The organism is Priestia sp. D51 (assembly GCF_053345675.1).
Genome location: NZ_JBLTIR010000008.1, coordinates 35,620 through 53,594 on the forward strand (window position 1 = coordinate 35,620; position 17,975 = coordinate 53,594).

General features: G+C 34.0%; 23 protein-coding genes and 1 pseudogene. 11 read left to right on the forward strand and 13 right to left on the reverse strand.

Annotation, left to right across the window (positions count from 1 at the left end; all coding sequences use genetic code 11):
* Positions 1–101: 101 nt before the first annotated feature.
* From fabF to ACNHOZ_RS23930, 6 genes are all read left to right on the forward strand, one after another.
* Positions 102–1,337: a beta-ketoacyl-ACP synthase II gene (fabF, locus tag ACNHOZ_RS23905; RefSeq protein WP_275211291.1), complete on the forward strand. Its 1,236-nt coding sequence runs from the start codon at positions 102–104 to the stop codon at positions 1,335–1,337.
* A gap of 672 nt (positions 1,338–2,009) precedes the next feature.
* The gene (locus ACNHOZ_RS23910; protein ID WP_275211292.1) at positions 2,010–3,275 is read left to right on the forward strand and encodes a Y-family DNA polymerase; all 1,266 of its coding nucleotides are present in this window, start codon (positions 2,010–2,012) and stop codon (positions 3,273–3,275) included.
* Positions 3,276–3,288: 13 nt separating this feature from the next.
* Positions 3,289–3,621 (forward strand): YolD-like family protein, encoded by a 333-nt coding sequence (locus tag ACNHOZ_RS23915; RefSeq protein WP_275211293.1) that lies wholly within the window; start codon positions 3,289–3,291, stop codon positions 3,619–3,621.
* Between the two features lie 51 nt (positions 3,622–3,672).
* Complete coding sequence (locus tag ACNHOZ_RS23920; protein WP_275211294.1) at positions 3,673–3,822, forward strand: hypothetical protein; 150 nt, start codon at positions 3,673–3,675, stop codon at positions 3,820–3,822.
* Positions 3,823–3,886: 64 nt separating this feature from the next.
* The gene (locus ACNHOZ_RS23925) at positions 3,887–4,072 is read left to right on the forward strand and encodes a hypothetical protein (RefSeq protein ID WP_080968584.1); all 186 of its coding nucleotides are present in this window, start codon (positions 3,887–3,889) and stop codon (positions 4,070–4,072) included.
* A gap of 27 nt (positions 4,073–4,099) precedes the next feature.
* Positions 4,100–4,582, forward strand: coding sequence for a hypothetical protein (locus tag ACNHOZ_RS23930; protein WP_275211295.1), 483 nt, complete (start codon positions 4,100–4,102; stop codon positions 4,580–4,582).
* 337 nt (positions 4,583–4,919) lie between these two features.
* Here ACNHOZ_RS23930 and ACNHOZ_RS23935 read toward each other — a convergent pair whose 3' ends face one another.
* A complete protein-coding gene (locus tag ACNHOZ_RS23935; protein WP_275211296.1) occupies positions 4,920–5,705 on the reverse strand; it encodes a PAS domain-containing protein in 786 nt (261 codons plus the stop codon).
* A gap of 337 nt (positions 5,706–6,042) precedes the next feature.
* Entirely contained in the window at positions 6,043–6,360 is a 318-nt protein-coding gene (locus ACNHOZ_RS23940; protein WP_048018806.1) for a DUF3243 domain-containing protein, read from the reverse strand.
* A 465-nt stretch (positions 6,361–6,825) separates the two neighbouring features.
* Here ACNHOZ_RS23940 and ACNHOZ_RS23945 point away from each other — a divergent pair, with 465 nt between their 5' ends.
* Complete coding sequence (locus ACNHOZ_RS23945) at positions 6,826–7,035, forward strand: alpha/beta-type small acid-soluble spore protein (RefSeq protein ID WP_013058452.1); 210 nt, start codon at positions 6,826–6,828, stop codon at positions 7,033–7,035.
* A 256-nt stretch (positions 7,036–7,291) separates the two neighbouring features.
* Here the strand turns inward: ACNHOZ_RS23945 and ACNHOZ_RS23950 are convergent, their stop codons facing one another.
* Entirely contained in the window at positions 7,292–7,417 is a 126-nt protein-coding gene (locus ACNHOZ_RS23950; protein WP_255906693.1) for a hypothetical protein, read from the reverse strand.
* A 30-nt stretch (positions 7,418–7,447) separates the two neighbouring features.
* Positions 7,448–7,669, reverse strand: a complete 222-nt coding sequence (locus ACNHOZ_RS23955; RefSeq protein WP_447697304.1) for a GlsB/YeaQ/YmgE family stress response membrane protein — start codon at positions 7,667–7,669, stop codon at positions 7,448–7,450.
* Between the two features lie 720 nt (positions 7,670–8,389).
* On the opposite strand from ACNHOZ_RS23955, the gene ACNHOZ_RS23960 reads away from it, so the two are divergent.
* Positions 8,390–8,521, forward strand: coding sequence for an anti-repressor SinI family protein (locus ACNHOZ_RS23960; RefSeq protein ID WP_275211297.1), 132 nt, complete (start codon positions 8,390–8,392; stop codon positions 8,519–8,521).
* Positions 8,522–8,544: 23 nt separating this feature from the next.
* Here the strand turns inward: ACNHOZ_RS23960 and ACNHOZ_RS23965 are convergent.
* The 5 genes and pseudogenes from ACNHOZ_RS23965 to ACNHOZ_RS23985 form a co-directional block, all read right to left on the reverse strand.
* Positions 8,545–8,670 (reverse strand): annotated as a pseudogene (locus ACNHOZ_RS23965) (anti-repressor SinI family protein); the annotation flags it as partial.
* 285 nt (positions 8,671–8,955) lie between these two features.
* Positions 8,956–9,966 (reverse strand): hypothetical protein, encoded by a 1,011-nt coding sequence (locus ACNHOZ_RS23970; RefSeq protein ID WP_275211298.1) that lies wholly within the window; start codon positions 9,964–9,966, stop codon positions 8,956–8,958.
* A complete protein-coding gene (locus ACNHOZ_RS23975) occupies positions 9,963–11,192 on the reverse strand; it encodes a glycosyltransferase family 2 protein (RefSeq protein WP_275211299.1) in 1,230 nt (409 codons plus the stop codon). Before ACNHOZ_RS23975 ends, ACNHOZ_RS23970 begins: the two co-directional genes overlap by 4 nt.
* Complete coding sequence (locus ACNHOZ_RS23980) at positions 11,189–11,977, reverse strand: hypothetical protein (protein WP_275211300.1); 789 nt, start codon at positions 11,975–11,977, stop codon at positions 11,189–11,191. Before ACNHOZ_RS23980 ends, ACNHOZ_RS23975 begins: the two co-directional genes overlap by 4 nt.
* A gap of 589 nt (positions 11,978–12,566) precedes the next feature.
* Positions 12,567–12,728, reverse strand: coding sequence for a hypothetical protein (locus ACNHOZ_RS23985; protein ID WP_447697305.1), 162 nt, complete (start codon positions 12,726–12,728; stop codon positions 12,567–12,569).
* Positions 12,729–12,763: 35 nt separating this feature from the next.
* On the opposite strand from ACNHOZ_RS23985, the gene ACNHOZ_RS23990 reads away from it, so the two are divergent.
* Positions 12,764–12,976 (forward strand): hypothetical protein, encoded by a 213-nt coding sequence (locus tag ACNHOZ_RS23990; protein WP_163081197.1) that lies wholly within the window; start codon positions 12,764–12,766, stop codon positions 12,974–12,976.
* Between the two features lie 102 nt (positions 12,977–13,078).
* Positions 13,079–13,363 (forward strand): AbrB/MazE/SpoVT family DNA-binding domain-containing protein, encoded by a 285-nt coding sequence (locus ACNHOZ_RS23995; RefSeq protein WP_275211302.1) that lies wholly within the window; start codon positions 13,079–13,081, stop codon positions 13,361–13,363.
* Between the two features lie 23 nt (positions 13,364–13,386).
* On the opposite strand, the gene ACNHOZ_RS24000 is transcribed toward ACNHOZ_RS23995, so the two are convergent.
* The 4 genes from ACNHOZ_RS24000 to ACNHOZ_RS24015 all read right to left on the reverse strand — a co-directional run bounded on the left by ACNHOZ_RS24000 (position 13,387) and on the right by ACNHOZ_RS24015 (position 17,312).
* The gene (locus ACNHOZ_RS24000) at positions 13,387–14,031 is read right to left on the reverse strand and encodes a hypothetical protein (RefSeq protein WP_209369581.1); all 645 of its coding nucleotides are present in this window, start codon (positions 14,029–14,031) and stop codon (positions 13,387–13,389) included.
* 485 nt (positions 14,032–14,516) lie between these two features.
* On the reverse strand, positions 14,517–15,419 hold the full coding sequence (locus ACNHOZ_RS24005) for an Rpn family recombination-promoting nuclease/putative transposase (protein ID WP_129703801.1): 903 nt from the start codon (positions 15,417–15,419) through the stop codon (positions 14,517–14,519).
* A 319-nt stretch (positions 15,420–15,738) separates the two neighbouring features.
* On the reverse strand, positions 15,739–16,113 hold the full coding sequence (locus tag ACNHOZ_RS24010; RefSeq protein WP_430030698.1) for a hypothetical protein: 375 nt from the start codon (positions 16,111–16,113) through the stop codon (positions 15,739–15,741).
* A 17-nt stretch (positions 16,114–16,130) separates the two neighbouring features.
* Positions 16,131–17,312 (reverse strand): Alp7A family actin-like protein, encoded by a 1,182-nt coding sequence (locus ACNHOZ_RS24015; protein WP_447697306.1) that lies wholly within the window; start codon positions 17,310–17,312, stop codon positions 16,131–16,133.
* Between the two features lie 132 nt (positions 17,313–17,444).
* Here ACNHOZ_RS24015 and ACNHOZ_RS24020 point away from each other — a divergent pair, with 132 nt between their 5' ends.
* Entirely contained in the window at positions 17,445–17,951 is a 507-nt protein-coding gene (locus ACNHOZ_RS24020) for a MarR family winged helix-turn-helix transcriptional regulator (protein WP_154974856.1), read from the forward strand.
* Positions 17,952–17,975: the final 24 nt, after the last annotated feature.

Genomic DNA, 17,975 nt, shown 5'->3' on the forward strand with positions numbered 1-17,975 from the left:
CAATTTACCCTAGTAGTAGTTATACCAGGATAAACAATCCCTTGTAATAGGATAAAAGGACTGTAAAATACAAGTATATTATTGATTTGGAGTGATGAAAAGTGGAAAGAGTTGTGATTACAGGTATGGGAGTAGTCTCTCCTATAGGAAATAACATCAGAACATTTTGGAACAACCTAATTAAAGGAGAGTCCGGAATCTCCTCTATAGATACATTTGATATTACTGACCATAAGGCAAAAATTGCAGGAATTGTTCGGGATTTTGATGCAGATGAAATTTTAGGAAAGAAAGAAGCAAGGCGTTTAGATCGCTTTTCCCAATTTGCTATAGCTGCAGCTGAACAAGCCTGGGCAGATTCTAAGTTAGATCTCAATCATATAGATCCAGAAAGGTTAGGCGTATACGTAGGTTCAGGTATAGGCGGCATTGAAACCTTAATTGAAAATATTGATGCACTTAGACAGAAAGGGCCAAGGAGAGTCAGTCCAACTCTCGTGCCGGGTATGATTTCTAATGCTGCTGCAGCACAAATTAGCATCAAGTGGAATGCAATGGGTCCTTCTATGTCGCCTGTTTCTGCTTGTGCCATCGGGAATACAGCTATTGGGGAAGCCTTTAGACTCATTCGTTCTGGAGAAGTGGATGCTGTGTTCGCAGGTGGAACAGAAGCTGCTATAACAGACTTATCAGTAGCCAGTTTTGGAAATGCCACCGCATTATCAACAAGGAATGACAATCCTACTCAAGCTAGTCGTCCATTTGATGAAGACCGTGACGGATTTGTCATGTCAGAAGGAGCAGGAATTCTAATCTTAGAATCTTTATCTCATGCTTTGCGTAGAGGAGCAAACATTCATGCAGAAGTCATTGGATATGGTGCAAGCTCAGACGCACACCATATGGTTGCTACACACCCAGAAGGTAAAGGTGCTTATCTTGCAATGAAAGCAGCTTTAAAAAATGCAAACATACCCCTCGAAGAGATTGATGTTATTAGCGCTCATGCAACAAGTACAAAGGTGGGTGACATCTCTGAAACCAAGGCTATCAAGGAACTGTTTGGAAAACATGCTTATCAGATTCCAATAACAGCTAATAAATCTATGATTGGTCACATGTTAGGAGCAGCTGGGGGGGTTGAAGCAATTGCTTTATCAATGAGCCTTAAGGAAGGCATAATTCCTCCAACAATAAACTTAGAAAATCCGGATACATTATGCGATTTAGATTATGTACCAGGTATTGCTCGCCAAGTAAAAATAAATACTGGTGTATCTAATTCGTTTGGGTTTGGAGGTCATAATGCAGCTATTGTTTTAAAGAAATACGAGTGAGTATATTTTTAGGGAGTTTAAATACTTGATAAAATATAATTGCAATTTGCTATTTAAGTTGGAGTAAAGATACCCAAAATCGAATCCATATGGCAAACCATGCCCTAATTATAGAAGTTCCTTAGGTACTGGCTGAAGAGCCAGATTAATGTCCTTTTATATCCTAACTGCCACCCTAAACTATATTTTCAAAATACTAAAAGAAATGTTGAGAAGTAACAAGCGAGCATTAAAGTAAAAGAGCACACTCTAGTGACAAGGAGTTTGCTTTTTTTATTTATGTCTTTTGAAGCCAAAACTCACCATATAAGCTATTACCAAGGAGGTAACAGTAGCAATACTAACCTTTATGTAAGAAAGTTCTAAGGCCCACGGACCGTATTTATGTGGATTCAAACGATACATAGACCACCACTGTCCATTTATACCTTCAAAGAATGAAATGACGATCCATAAAAGAACTAAAACTAAAAACCATGAAAAAAAGATAATATAATTAGAGCTTTTTTTAACCATTGCTCAATCCTCAGTCTTCTCAATTCGTCTACAATATTCTTCTCTCTTATTATAGTAACAATAATCGGGAAAACTTTAGAGTTTTTATTGATGAAAGAACGTTTGTTCGTATATAATATACAGAACAAACGTTCTTTTATTTAAGGAGTATTTTCAATGGATGATGAGCAGCTACCAAACAGAGTGATTATTTGTATAGACATGAAATCGTTTTTTGCCTCGGTTTCCTCTGTCATACGGGGGTTAAATCCGTTGAAAACAAGGCTTGCGGTGGTGGGAGATATCCAAAGATCAGGATCGGTTGTGCTAGCTGCCACACCTTTATTAAGGAAAGAAGGGATTAAAACTGGAAGTCGTCTTTTCGACATTCCTAAAAGGAAAGATATCCATGTAGTGAATCCATCTATGGAGAGATATATTAAGGCTTCGAACTATATTTCGAGTTTGGTGTTACAGTATGTGGCTCCTGAAGACTTTCATGCCTACAGCATTGATGAGTTATTTATTGATGCGACAGCTTCTTTGCATTTATTCGCTAAAACGCCAGAAGAGCTGGCCTATAAAATCATTAACGAGATTTATCGCAAGACACGGCTGACAGCTACCGCAGGTATCGGTCCGAATCTCTTACTGGCGAAGGTGAGCTTAGATCATGAAGCCAAGAATAGCCCAACAGGAGTTGCCTATTGGCGATATAAGGATATTCCCTTTAAGTTGTGGTCCATTCATCCGATGAAGGATTTCTGGGGGATCTCGTCTGCTACGGAAAGACGCTTACAACGGCTAGGCATTCACACCATCAAAGAACTCGCTCTTTCTTCAAAAGAGATGTTACAAAAGGAATTTGGCATACTAGGCGAAGAGTTGCACCAACATGCGAATGGCATTGATTATAGTCGCATTTCTGATGTGTACATTCCTAGCTCTCGTTCCTTTGGAAAGAGTCAAATTCTATTCCGTGATTATACAAACCGAAAAGAAGTGGAGTTATTGTTGTTGGAGCTATTGGACGATGTCTGTTTTCGTTTACGCATGCACCAAGTGGTGGCCCAAACGGTTCATTTATCCATTGGCTACAGTAAACAAACAGGTGGAGGCTTCTCCAGACAAAAGAAAATGGGGAGAGCTTCTAACTTAAGCCAGGATATCTTTCCATATTGTTTAACCATTTTACATACATATGATAGTGGGATGCCTATTCGCTCCATTGGCATTTCATTATCCAAAACAAGCATTCAAGAAGAGGAGCAAATGAGCTTATTTGAGGACATTGATCAGCGTGAAAGAGCCTATGCTCTTGCCAAAACGATTGATGACATTCGGCTGCGTTATGGCAAGAATAGTGTACTACGTGCGTCTAGTCACCTTCCTTATTCAACAGCTCGTTATCGAAACGGCCTTATAGGTGGCCATAAATCCTAAGGAGGAAAAAGATATGGAAGCTAGAGGAATGAAAAAATGGCGTCCATTCGCCACTATGCCCGAGCAATACATAGGATTAAAGGAAATGATGAATAAACAAGCAGAAGTAGCTCAACCTGTTTTAACAGAAGAGCAAATGGAACAAATTAATTTCACCTTGATTGAAGCCTTACATACAAATAACCAAGTATACCTTACTTATTATAAGAAAGGTCAATGCTTAACAGAGACAGGTTTCATTCAGTTTGTTGATTCCCTTGGGGACGTATTTATTTTTATTGATGAGGTGTTTGAGTTAAAGAACAAAATGAGATTAAGCGAGCTCGTCGATGTTCGCATGGCTTAGTTCCTGAAGAAATTGTGTAAAGGAATCATTTAATTAGGTGGAGGTACATTCATGTACAATTTTAGAATATATACGTTACGTGACGGTTCGAAGAGAATCGTTAAACTAAAAGAAGGAGAATCATTTAAACAGGAACTCCAAAAAGCCGGTATTCAAGAAACGCAAATTTTCCAGATGCAACTAGTGGAAAAACCAGAGTAATTTTAACATACCCCTTCTATGTGGATGTAATTGTGTTAGTCTAAGAAAAGCCAAATAGAAAAGAGTGATTAACCTGGAAGAAATAAAAGAGCAAGAAATCGATCTTGATAAAGTGTATGACTATGTGGAATTTCCTGATAAGGTCAGTGGCAGGTGCGACAACTGCAACTCAGCTTACTTCAAAAGTTCAGTGAAAAGTGGGGTTTTCTTGCGCGAATGTCGGGATTGTGGCATGAAGAAAAGTATCTAATCATAAAGGGCTATAAGGAGTATGAATATGGAACACATAGTTGATATATTAGAAACTAAAAAAAATTCTCTAAGTGATGAAAATCAAGAACTGTTAAAGAAATTGATACGAAAAATAAAATCATTTTCTACTAGCCCACTCAATCACAAACATTGTTTACGTATGGGGCCATTTGCTGACTCTAAAGAGATAACAGAAGTTGTGATTAATATTATACAACCGTACGAGCTGAAGTTGCTTGGCGACAGCTGCTTTCGTGGCTACGATAGCATTGGATATCACTATTGCATCTCATTACTTGCTTGCAGAGTTGCATTAAACGAGGTAGATGAATTAGAAGTTGTAACAGTGCTTGAACATGAAGTAGAGAAAAAATTGAAAGAACATGAACTGGTAGCCTCTAGAGGTGGAGAAAATTTTCATGTAATGCTTCGTATTTTTAATTGTTTTAAAAAAGATACAGATAAGTTAAATCATTTGATAATACGACTACAAGATCACAAGGATTGAGATGCAAAAGCATGTCATTTGCTGCTTTAGTCTACAAAATATTAGGATAGAGATTATGAAGGTACCGTTTTCTAGTGCTGCATCTACAGTATTTAGAAAGGTGAAGGGATAGCTGACCAAGTACAAAGAAGAACAGAAACTGAATAGATAAAGCAAATAACTCCTAAACCAGTAAGTTTGGGAGTTATCTATCCATGTCATAGACAAAAGGTTGTTGAGTCCCTTTTTTTAAATATGATTATATTCCCACGACAATGACGAATTTTTTGTTTTGTAAAAAAATTACAAAACTGCGATAAACTCAATGCAACATGCTCTCTAATCTTGAACATCACTTCTATTTTTCTTTCTTTTCAATAAAAACTAATGCATTCTTCACATGAGTAAACGTTGTTAAGTCATTAAAATTAACATACAAATCACCCATTTTTCTGGCTAACAAGGGCGTAATCCCGGTAATCATCACTTCAGTTCCTGTTAGACTAATTAAACGATTTAAGTTATAAATACATGAAACGGTATAGGTATCAATCTCTAATAGTCCAGAGAAGTCGACAATAAAGTAGTCATCTTTTGATTCCTCAATATACGTCGATACTTTTTCCATCAACATATCGTAACGCTGCTCGTTTAATACACCGATAATGGGTAAAATAGAAACCCCATCTTTGACTGGTACAATAGGAGTAGACATCTGTGTCATTTGTTCATGATAATCGACAATAAGATTTCCTTGTTTTACTTTTTCTGTTATATCTTTTTGGACGCCTACGAAATATAATTTATCTTCCGTCCATAAAGGATCAATATACAATTCATTCCAAAAAGGACGGTTGTCTTTCGTATAATTTAAAATTTGAACAGTGATTGATGAGCGTGCGGCAATAGCTTGTTTCATTTCCTTAACTGTGGTGGGATTCGTTTGTTTACCTTGTAGAAAACGACAGTTTGTCCCCAGGATTTCTTCTATGTCGTATCCAGTTAAGTCTAAAAATCCTTTATTTGCATAGATAATGGGGTTATCAGACAAAGATGGATCCGTTATAATCAGACCAGCACGTGTATAATCAAGAGCTTTCTGAATAAATTGTAGTTCATTTATAGAATCTTTATATAGGACCATTACATGCTCCCCCTTATTTTCTTTATTCTTGATATAAAGTATAGCAGTGAATGAATAATATACTATTATAAGTGTGCAGATACATATGTAATTCTAGAACTCTTGGTTTACCGATACGAACGTGTAATACAATCATGTCCTGTCGGGAGGACGTATACAGCCTACCTTCTATTAAATGTCATTTACTTTGAAGCACATTTTTAGATTTGTATTGTGTAAGCAACGGATGATACATAAATAAAAAAGGAAGAATGAATTATTCATTCTTCCTTTTTTATTAAATTTAATAATACAAATAATAAATCATGTATTGTTAGTTTTTATTATATAATTGGAATTATTCTTTAACCAACTTAACAAGCATATGAGCTAGATGATGTTTCTCTTCTTCATTTCCAACTTTCCATAACTGATGTAACAAGTATTGCTCTTCATTTTGTGGCTCTTCATGTTTCGCAAGATAATCAGCTATTTTTTTAGCGCCTAAAGTTAATTGGTCATCATTTAAGCCTAATTTCTCACCTTTTCTGACCTTATCTCCTAAGTATGTTTTAAATTCATTAAAACTAGAAAGAATGTTTTCCTTCTTCTCTTGGCTCATCTCATTTAATTTATTGTCTACTTTATTTTCAACAGTCCCAGTATTAGTGTTCATTTTTATTCTCCTCCTATTTAGATATTGTTGTTCTTGTAAGATAAATCCCCTAATGACAAGTATGTAAACATTTAATGCCAATTGAATGTGCTCTAGTGAAATTTATTGCTTCTAATCCCGCGATACTTAGTAATCTCGTATGCCTTTGTAGTAACAATAAACTAAATAAAAAGGTATCCCCATATGTTGTAAAAAGACATGCTATAGAGTTGAAAGAAAAGGAAAAGCTTCGTCATCAATAAATAGAAAATGAGCCGTACCTAAAAGGTACAGCTCTTTTTTCAAACATGGCAAATATTGATTTTCATGACAAGGAAATGAAACAGCTAATTCCACTTTTTACAGTGTCATTTGTTACTAAAAAATAGTATAGGAAGCACCTAAGAAAATAATACATCCATTATTTACTATGTATGTACTTCTCCTAAGATAGGAACTTTAAAAGAAACAAGGAGGTGACACAACATGGCAAACAACAAAAGCAGCAACAACAACGAATTATTAGTATACGGTGCTGAACAAGCAATCGATCAAATGAAATATGAAATCGCGAGCGAATTTGGTGTAAACCTTGGTGCTGACACAACTGCACGTGCAAACGGATCAGTAGGTGGCGAAATCACTAAGCGTCTTGTACAATTAGCTGAGCAACAACTTGGCGGCGGACGTTTCTAATACAACTTTATAAAATAATGGCTGAAGGAAGAGTGAGTTCCATTCTTCCTTTTTACTTGTGAAGAAATGATTTGAGGTATCCTAAATAGTTTACTAATTTGTTTGAGTAGAACATTTTTCGAAGTTAATAGAAGCCCTCTACAAACTAAAATAAGCGACCTTATATACGTAAAGAACGTTACTAAGGTCGCTTATACTCCATTCCTATTTATTATTTTGGGTTTCTTTTCTTTGTAATAACATACCTGGCTTCTCATTAAGCTCCCGATGGAATTTCACCCTCATGGTTGATTTTATCGAATAAATAAGTAAGGTAAGAATCCAATTCAAATTGATTATCTTCAACAAAACCTGCTAACACAGACTTACTTTCTTCTCTCATCTTTAGTCCCTCCACTTTATATATGTTACATTATTTTGCATGACGACCATGATTTTTGTTCTGACCCATTTTTCGCAAAATGAAGCTTACAATAAGTACTAAAACGACAGATCCGATAATCGTTGGGATGATGGCAAAACCACCGATAACAGGTCCCCAACTTCCTAAAATAAGACCGCCTAACCATGAACCGATAAAACCAGCAAGCCATCCAATAATTCCACCTACAATTAGTGTCCATATAATGCTCATGCATTATTCTCTCCTCTCGAAATAGTTGGTGGACTTTACCCTTAAATAAGAATCATTAATCTTGTTATTTTTTCTTATACAAAAGGACATCTTCTAATTTCTCGTCCGTTTTATGAAAAAGTGAAGCAAATAGGACAGCCATCGTCATATAAAAACCATTTATCCTTACATAATTAGCTCCCTCTTTATCTATTATAAGAAAGGCCAATGCATTACAGAGACGGGATTTATTCAGTTTGTTGATTCGCTGAGGGAACTATTTATCTTCATTAATGACGTACTTGAGTTAAAGAATAAAATGAGGCTAAACGAACTTATTGATGTTCGATTTGTATAAGTTAGACACACTAAGGCAGTAAATATAAACGATAAAGTTCTAAGCAAGCATTAATAGCCATATCGAGTGGCCATTAGAATTTAAGTGAATAAATAGATTGTACGTAGGTACAACTGCTCTGCGCAATTGAATTGCCCTCTGAATTAGCATAGATAAAGACAGATGTCTGGAGTTTACAACGAAAATAGTCAATAAATTAAGAAAATAATTATAATTATACTTAGTTTTACAAATTTCGACACCCTTTATATGGTAATGTTTTATATAAATTTACATGTTGGAATTACAACAAAGTAGTTGAAAAGTAAAAAATAATTCTAAACATCCAAGTTCCATTCATTATAAAAGACAGACCATTTCAAAATTTGGAGGAGTTTACTTTTATGAATAATAGAAAGGAAGTAATGACGCCAACTTTAGATTTAGAATGGGTTGACCTGATTCATGAAGCTAAGGAAATAGGATTATCTATTGAAGAAATAAAAAAGTTTTTAGCTAGTAAATCAATGCCTTAAAAGCAAAAAACATTAGATGTTTATTATCTAATGTTTTTTGCTTTTTTGTTATTTTCAGTTTTTTCTTCTAAAAACTGTTTAAATTGTTCTTTACTCACATTCGAATTCATTGCGTCTCTAACTAATTTCATCCATTCTTCGGGAAGATCTTTTATAGAATGCTTCATCACCGTTACCTCCTACACTTATTCGACTACCCTTGAATTGTAACTTAAAACGATCTATTACAAATAAATATCTAAATATACTTTCCCTAATCATCGTATCTTTTTTTTATAAGTTTAAAGGTGAAGTTCATGCGGATTAATGCAGATGTATAATCAAACGCTAAAGATAATGTTTAGAGAAAATTATACCAGTTATAAATTTTATTATTTATAAGACATTATTTGCACGTCTTTTTCTTTTAAAAGAATCCATGAACATATTGCACTCTAGTGTTCATATTCATAGTTAGCAATTTTTGAATAAATGTAATCAAAGAAATGAATGGTTGTATAGTTTGCTCCTGAATTAAATGGTGGTTGTGCTACTAGTCGTTTATGAAATTCACTTGCATATTTATGGTCTTCTTGATCAAGAAAATATAATGTAGCCAACGCATATACAGCACTAGACTCAAAACCTTTTCTTGGATTAAGCGTATCACGGTTATAGTTCCCATACACTTTTCCTTTTTCCGTAAATTCTTTCTTTAACCACTTATCAAATTTTTTAGGAGGAGTTCCCTTTATCTGCTCATATTGAATAGCAATTAATAGTTGATCAATCATGTTTACACTTTCAGAGTGTGCATGTTTGTACTCCTTTTTGTCCACATCATATATTTCAAAAAAGAAAGGAGATTTCGGGTCTATTCCTTTCTCAACGACACTTTGATACGAAACAGATAAACTTTTCATATTTTTCAGGGCAGAATCATCAATATAACTTAAATGAAGGATGTTAGTTTGGCTTTTTGAAGACCAATCATAAAAATCCACAAGTTGATTATTTCTGATATGAGTGTGTAACAGTGTACTTTCAATACTGGCAGCTAAAGTATTATATCTTTTTTCTTTAAACTCTTTACTTCCTTTTTTTAGCGCATCAATTAAACGTATATCGTCAATCAATGCATTAGTAGTACCTTCAGTTAAATTCCATTTTATAAAGGTATTATCCTGTTTTTGCACCAAAAAATGTCTACCTAATAAGTTAACCTGTTTGTCAAATTCTTTTTTCTCTTTTGCTAGTACTAGGTATTGCATATAGAGACCAATACTTTCAGAAAGATATTGAATATCTTGTTTTCCCTCATACGTTTTAATTAGCCCATCTTGATTTTTATAATGTGTAGTAACCGTTTCAACAACGGGATCCTTTTGATTCAACAAAAGAAATAGGCTTGTAAAAATAATACCTAACAAAAGTGTCCCACTAATGAAAAGTTTGAATTTACTCACATGGTTTCTCCTTTGAATCGTTTTGTTTTATCCCATTGAATTGTTTTCTTTCGTAAACGGCTCCAGATGTAGGCACTAGCGCTCTTAACCAATAGAAGTAGAAATACTTGAGCATACGTAAAGTACATAATTGTTCCGACAAGCACATTCATAGGCGTAACCGTTCGCTCAAGAACCATTGCACTTAAAATTTGCGCTGTGTATACAACATAACTCATAAACCAAAATAAAAGAAGTGGTGATTCAAAATTTGGTAGTTGATAGCCAGCTAACCCTAGAATAAACCATATATCAGAAAACAAAAGTAAGATGACAAAAAGAAAATAAGTTAAAAGATGCTGCAGACTATGAACTAAAGTTCTCCCTTTCCAGTAGGATACTTCATGTATGGCTTTTTCTAATAAATATAGGTTTCCTGTAAGCCAACGTGTACGCTGTCGAATAAAGATATTCATCTTTTCAGGTTCTTGTTCCCATGTGCGTGATTGATGAACCACAGGTAATGTTTGATTAATAGCTGTTATTCGCATCGTTAATTCAGCATCTTCTGCCAAAGCATAAGGATCATATCCACCTAGTTCTTCAATCACACTTCTTCGTAATAACATGTTTGTTCCAGCTAATGACCCGGTTTTAAAAACTTTCCACCTGCCACTTTGCATTAATAATTGAAATACTTGAAATTCAATGGCAATCATTCGTGTTAAAAGGTTTCGATTAGCATTAATCGTTTTTACATACCCTACAGCTCCAGCAGCATTATCTGTGGTTTCAGCTGCATAGACTAACTCTGTAACGGCCTCTTTCTCAGGCTGATTATCCGCATCAAATACTAGAAAATACTCCGAAGAGGTAATAGATAACCCATAATTTAAGACACGTGATTTTCCTTTAGGGGAGCCCGGTGGTACTTTTACATAATGAATACGTGAAAAAGTCTCACTAAAGCTTTTTACAATAGAAGCTGTATCATCAGTGGAGGCGTCATCTAAGACAAATACATCTAAATCCCCCTCATAAGTTAATTTAACCATTGCGTCTAAAGTTTCTTTAATAACAACGCCCTCATTATGAGCAGGAATAAGAACTGCAACCGAAGGAAACCTATCTAAGCTTTTCTTTCTGTTTATTTTTAACCGTTCTATAACGCCAGCTATAGTCAAAAATGAGTAATATATCAGTAAAAACCAAAAGAAAAACATAACGAGAATTAGAATGGCTTTCACGATGATTTTCCTCCTTTTTTTGCTGTCACTAATCTATTGAGCATAACTGTGACGTCATCCTCTACCTTTATCACGTTATACTCCAAGGGAAGCTCAATTGTATTAAGTTTCGTACGCAATGATTCTAATAATCTATTTATCACGATTTGAGTACCTTTTTCATCTGTATTTTGCAAAAAAAACAATGGCGTTTTTTTGTTAAGAAGAGTAACTAAATCAAAGTCTGCACGTACGGTTTTTAATATAGAACTTGTAATAACGTGTCTCAGAGCATCTTCTACTTTTTTGGACGCATCAATCTCTATATGGATCAAATAGCTGTTTTCACCCCTTCGATTAACTCCCTTCATAATCACATTTGCGCGGTTTAAAAATTCAGAGTATGACAATAAGAGAGGCATGTTTTCAAATCTCTTCAATTCATTCACTTGTCTAGCTAACTCTATATTTTCTTCATATACACGACGAATGTGATTAAAAAGTAACCATAAGAGAATAAGAGATACGGTAAGTAAAAGATCCTGAAACATTAAATTGACTTGTAAAGAAGATGAAGCTTTTTGAAAGTAAGCATAAAAGAGAAAACTAAATCCTACTAACAAGCTTATTGTTAGCACGTATAAATACTTATAAGCATTGTTTAATATACTCATAAGTATTAAAGATACTGTTAGTATGAAAAGGTTTAAAATAGAAAAGAAACCTGATGAAAAATAAATTAATCCCACCACACTACATAAAAGTGAGACTATAAGTATTGATAATGATAAATAATATGATCTCATAACTTTTCCTTTCTTATAGCGAGAATAAAAAATCATAAACTAAAATTAGTTTAGTTACTTAATACAAGCTACTTTTTATTTTGAAAACAAAAAAACCAACCATAAAAAATGGTTGGCTGCACTACTAGCTTCTCATTATTAAGTTGTCCTCATAATGATTCATCGCTCAATTTTTACAGAATTCATTATATTGAACGATTTAGTAGTATATTGAACATTTTTATACAATTAGATATTTTAACCTATTTTTTAAAAATATCAATAAATATTTTACTTACCTATTACCTATAAAAAGTAATAAAAGGAGCTTTTTACTTCATATGGTACCTTATATTCCCTAAAAGTATGCTGAAATATACCATTTGTTCCTAACCTCATACACTTCTTCTCGTCATATTATAACTGTTAGTAAAGGAGTAAGGTTGACAGAACTTTACTTACACATTCCCGTTCATCAATTCACTATCCAAACAGGATCTTCCCACAGTACTTAAGTGATTTTTTAATCTCTTGTTTTTTTAACAACAATAACCTCCCTACTAAATGCTTAAAGCAATCTCATATATTTTTTTAATCTCCAATGACTCTTTCAAGAATTTATTTCAACTTGAAAACTTTCTACTGCATTATCTAACTCAATAATCACTTTAGATAAGTGATCCGTATGACGTGTTAGCTCATTTGAAGATGTAGATTGTTCTTCTGCTATAGATGCTATTTCTTGAGCAGATGCCGTAGTAACCCTTATCATGGTAATGTACTCAAAATAAGGTGCGAGATGAATTTATGAGAGCAAAGATTGAGAAAGCAAACCATGTGGTAATGTTCGAAACGGCTGGTGAATTTTATGCCCATGAAGTGACTCAAGGTATTAATGTAGGTTTCTTTGCCTGTCCCTCTTGTGGAGTAAAAGTGTATCCCAAACAGGATCATTTCTTTTCCCGTGACCATGATCGCACATGTATTTATGTAAAAGATCAATTTCAGAAGAAATTATAAACTTGTCTTGATCTCTGTTTTACAAGATCATTATAGGTTAATTTATACATTTATAGTATAATATGAAAGTTATACTTACGAACATATAAAAGGAGAGTCAGCATGAAGGGACTAAGTACGTTGAGAAAGATAGATGCAGTGGGGCGTATAGTGATTCCTATTGAGCTAAGAAAGCTACTGGATATAGGTAAAGAAGATGAAGTAGAAGTTTTATTGGAAGATAATCATATAGAAATAAAAAAATACAAAGAATCTAATGAATGTCTGATTACAGGTGAGATAACGCCTCAAAATCGTAGATATGCAAATAACTTAGTTCTAAGTCCATTAGGCGCAAAAATTTTATTTAACGAAATAAAAGATAAACAAAAAACCTTTGAATCGTAAATTCAAAGGTTTTTTAGGTCGAACTATTTTTTATGCTGTATACTTTCTAACCAGTTTTGTACAGAAGACCCTAAGCTAGTTGCTCCTACTTTTAATTCATCCATAATATAAGAAATCAAATTGTGTAGACTGTACTCTTCTTTATAAGGGTTATTTTTATTGATGAATTTTAATACCTCTTTTAATTCCTTTATTCTTCCCTGGTCCAATTCTTCTTCTAAATGGCGAGTCATGTATTCATCAACAAAATCAGAATTCCTGATGCTTGCTTCAATTAAGAAAGATGCTGCTAATGCTGGAGAGCAATCTAAAGCATAAGCTAAGCGTTTCAGAATATCATACGTTTCTCCATGTCCATCTTTTAAGCGCGTAGAGACACGCTCTTTCTCAATATTCTTGTATAGATGTCTAATTGGCTCTTTGGACATATCTCCCATATACACAGTGCTGCCAAAGCTAAATCCTCTTCTAAAATAATTTGATAGGTAGTCCATTACTTTTGAAGAAGCAAGGCCTGATATACAAATTGATTCAATTACATTTTTTACAGGCGTATTTGTAATGTAAGACAATCGATAAACACATTCTTTAAGATCAATCGGAAGTGATGGTTTTACATCTCGTTTTTTGTCACTTCGAATTTTTCTTTTCTTCTCTTCTACTCTCACATAATCACTCCTAAAATCTAAAATTATCTCTAGGACAATGACTTTTTGTACATACCTAAAACATGTATATGGCAGGGGAGGGAGGAGCATGTATATTTTTTTGAGATAGTGGAAAAAACTTATAATACTAGAACATGAGAGGAGTCTTTTGTATGAAAATGACGAAAGAAGAAGCACAAGAAATCGCAAAAAAAATAAAAGAAAACTCTAATAAGTACGGATTACCTGTAAAAAAAAAGAAAAATGCTAGCGCAACTTAAAAGGGGATATATAAGAAAAAGTCTTCAAGTTAATAAAAAATATAAGACTTATATTTTCCTACTATAGTACGCAATAACATTTAGTACGCTGCATAATAAAGAGAAAATAAATATAAACTAACTCAATTACAATAAACTTCAAATTAGATGTGCTGATAATGAGGAAGTTAAAACAGGGACTGCCTAACAAATTAATTTGTTAGGCAGTCCCTGTTTTAATTATGATTATTGGTGACGTAATTTATCAATTTCTTCTGGTGTAAGGTTTGTAAATTCAGCGATTGTTTGGTTATCTAAACCCTTTTGAATCATACTTAGGGCCACCTTTATGATACCTTTCTTCTCGCCTATTTCTTCACCTATTTGTTTTCCTTTTTCTTCTCCAAGTTTCTCAGCTCGTTTTAAAGCTGACTTTTCATCTAATAATGCTTTTCTTCGTGCTTCATATGCTAGTAGTACTTCTGGATCTTGGCTAACACGTTCCCACTCGTCCATTGCTTTCTTTAATACTTGATCTTCTTGCATCGCAATCTCCTCCAATACCTGAGTGATTTCTTCATCTTCGGATGCTTCAAGTAATAATAACCATCGCACAAGTTGATCTTCCCGTGGATCTACCTCTCTGTTACGCCATTTTATTAATAACTTAGGTAGCTCCATAAAATGAATTTCCAGCATATCCGTTAAGAGTAATTTCTGCTCTCGCTCATATAACTGAAAAGTGGAGTGATAATCATGAATATGAGATAAATAACGGAAGTTCACAATGTTAATGGTAATCGTTTTACAAAGCTCTCCGTAGTCCATTCCTTCTTTCATTTGACTACTGTACATTTTAGACCAGTAATAGAGTGTTCTTTTTTCCATGTCATGTTTGTTATTAAGCTGAATTTCAATATTAACTCGGCTTCCATCCTCTAACTGTGCGTGCACATCTAAAATAGAGCGTTTATCTTCTTGGTTTTCTTTATTAAAATGCGGATCTAATAACTGCACCGTCTGAATTTTTTTATCATCTGGAAAACGGAGTGCTGCGTTCAAAAAAGCAGCTAAAATAGATTCATTTCCATGTGTGCCAAATAGTGATTTAAATGCAAAGTCGACACGCAAATCTAATCGTTTTGTCATGATACCCTCCATCATTTCCATGTTTGTTATTAGTATACCATGACTATACCGATTCCTTCTATCTAACACTTTAGGAGTAATTTTATTATCAATACAGTATCTGTTACACCTAATTATTAATGTTCTTCAGGCAAAGAAGTAAGGAGGGGATTTAGAATAAATAGAAGTACTCGTGCTGATTGCTATTGCTCATAAATAAAATCCCCCTTATCAGTATTCTTTTAGTCCGATCAGGTTCTTTATATATATGGAAATACATTAAAAATCAATAAACTATATAAAGCAAAAAAGCCACTAGGATACCTAGTGGCTTAGTGTTTTAAAAATCGCTATACTCTTCCAAATCATCGTCATCTAAAGAACCAGATACTTGCTCTAAATCTGCAATCTTACCTTCTCTTAAGGTTTGACTTTCTGAAGGCTTGTCTTCTAACTCCTCTTGCTTGACTATAAAGCCATTAGCCTTAGCTAATTGTTTTAATTCCTTCAGTTCTGAATTGATATGTTCAAGAAGTTCTTCTGTTCTGTGAGCTGAATCTACTTGGTCGTTAGATGAGTGATGAAGGTCCCGAACAATTAAAGATGAAATATAGTCCCCTAATTTTCGAGACTTCGCATATTTTGCAAGTACGTCATAGACTTCATCACTCAATCGGTTGGTCTTAATAGTAAAGGCGTTTTGACGCTCTGACATGGTTATCACCTACGCTGTTAGGATTTAACGGCTTTCTTCTCAGCTTGTTTCTTTTGAAGGTAACCGATGCTTCGGATTTCTAGGCCAAATAAGTTTAAGTGACGGCTATCCTCTGGTACTTTATGATATTTCTCTGTACGTTCTTCGCCAATCTTTTCACTCATGCTTGTCATAATAGCTACTTCTAGTGTTGGAGCGACACCACCACTATATACGTATTTACGGATTTTATTTGCCGGTGGTGGGGCCACATCATTTAACTTCGCTAGTAAAATCTCCACATACTCTTTTAAAGAAGATGTAATTCGAGCTGTTAAATCGATAGATGCGCCTGTGTTTTCATTTTTTAACTCGAATTTTTGTTTACTGTAGTTATCTAAAATAAACTGATCAAAAGCACGTAAATCCGTAAATAGCTCAGGGAACTTTTCTTTGCGCAATTTATCAATATGAGCTAAGTACGGAATACCTTCAATACTTTGGAATGATTCACGGCTGTTGGCAGCTTTTAAACCTTCCGGTAAAATCACGACATCGATGGATCCACCACCAATATCAACCATTACAGTTTCACATTCCACATATTCATTGGCATCTTCGCGATCTTGAAGTGTAAGGTCTTTCTTCAACGCAAAGCGCGCGATTTCGCCTTCTTTGAGGCAAGCACTTTCTTCTACAGTTACCTTTAATTCTTTTTCAAATCCTGGAGTATGAATACGGAACGTATGGTCACCTAGGAAGCGAGTGGCCATGGCTTTTTGAGCTTCACCGAAGGTACTTTCTTTTTTCAATAACCAGATTGGTAACATCGTAGAGAAATAGTCAATTTCAATGTTGTTATCTTTTTGATCTTTTGCATGCAACGCATGGTAGTATGCAATGGCAGCCAAAAATGTCACGTAAGGAATATGGCTTGTAATTTTGTTATGTAAACGATTGATGTGATTGTTGGCAAGTTGTTGGCTTGCTGCAATGTCACCCACTAAGAAATAACGTTCTTTTTCTTCGTCACTGATTTTCGTAGATAGTAAGATACGCTTCTTAAATTCTTCTGGTGCTGTTACTGCATCTGTAAAAAATGAATCAGCAACATCTTTTTGTAGTTCTACAACGTTGGTTGGGAAATCAAATAGGTATCCATCAATGATATTCATATCAACGGAGTTTCCACAGTCTTTATTAAAACGCGAAATTTTCATGTTTATACACCTCATTTTTAAGTTGAACTTCTGTTGAACTTATTATACAAGAAGAAGGACGGAATTTCAATCCTTTAGTTCAACTTATTTGTCATCAAAAATTTACATATATCAACAATTTTTTTTGTTTAGTTGAACTTATTTTTTGTAATAGGTATTTTAAACTGGATTTTTTCTAATCCTGGAAGCACTCTAAAATCTGCAACAAAACAATTGGATATCCCAAAAAATACAGTATGTGTGAGTATAGATGGATTAGTAAGTCTAGGATTAGTTGAAAGAAAGCAATCAACGGAAAAGCGAAGAGAAGTACATTTAAAAGTAACAACTAGAGGAAAAGACGTATCACAGAGATTAATTAAAAATACTTCATCATATAAAGCCATGGCAAAAGCATTAGAAAATCTTTCAAAAAAAAGAAATATCAAATTTTCTTCTAAATTATCTAAAAATATAATTTTAACAGGACTATTCTTATCTAGCTTTTCTGTAGTATACGTTCTGTTTCTATTAACAAAATTATTGAATATAAGTAATTTTATTGTTTATAAGGATTTTATTACCTTTTATGTTATACTCAAATTTATGATATTTATAGGAGATGGTTTTGGATTGAGGGGATTTCTATTCAACTACTGATGTGATTAGTACATTGTTTATTTT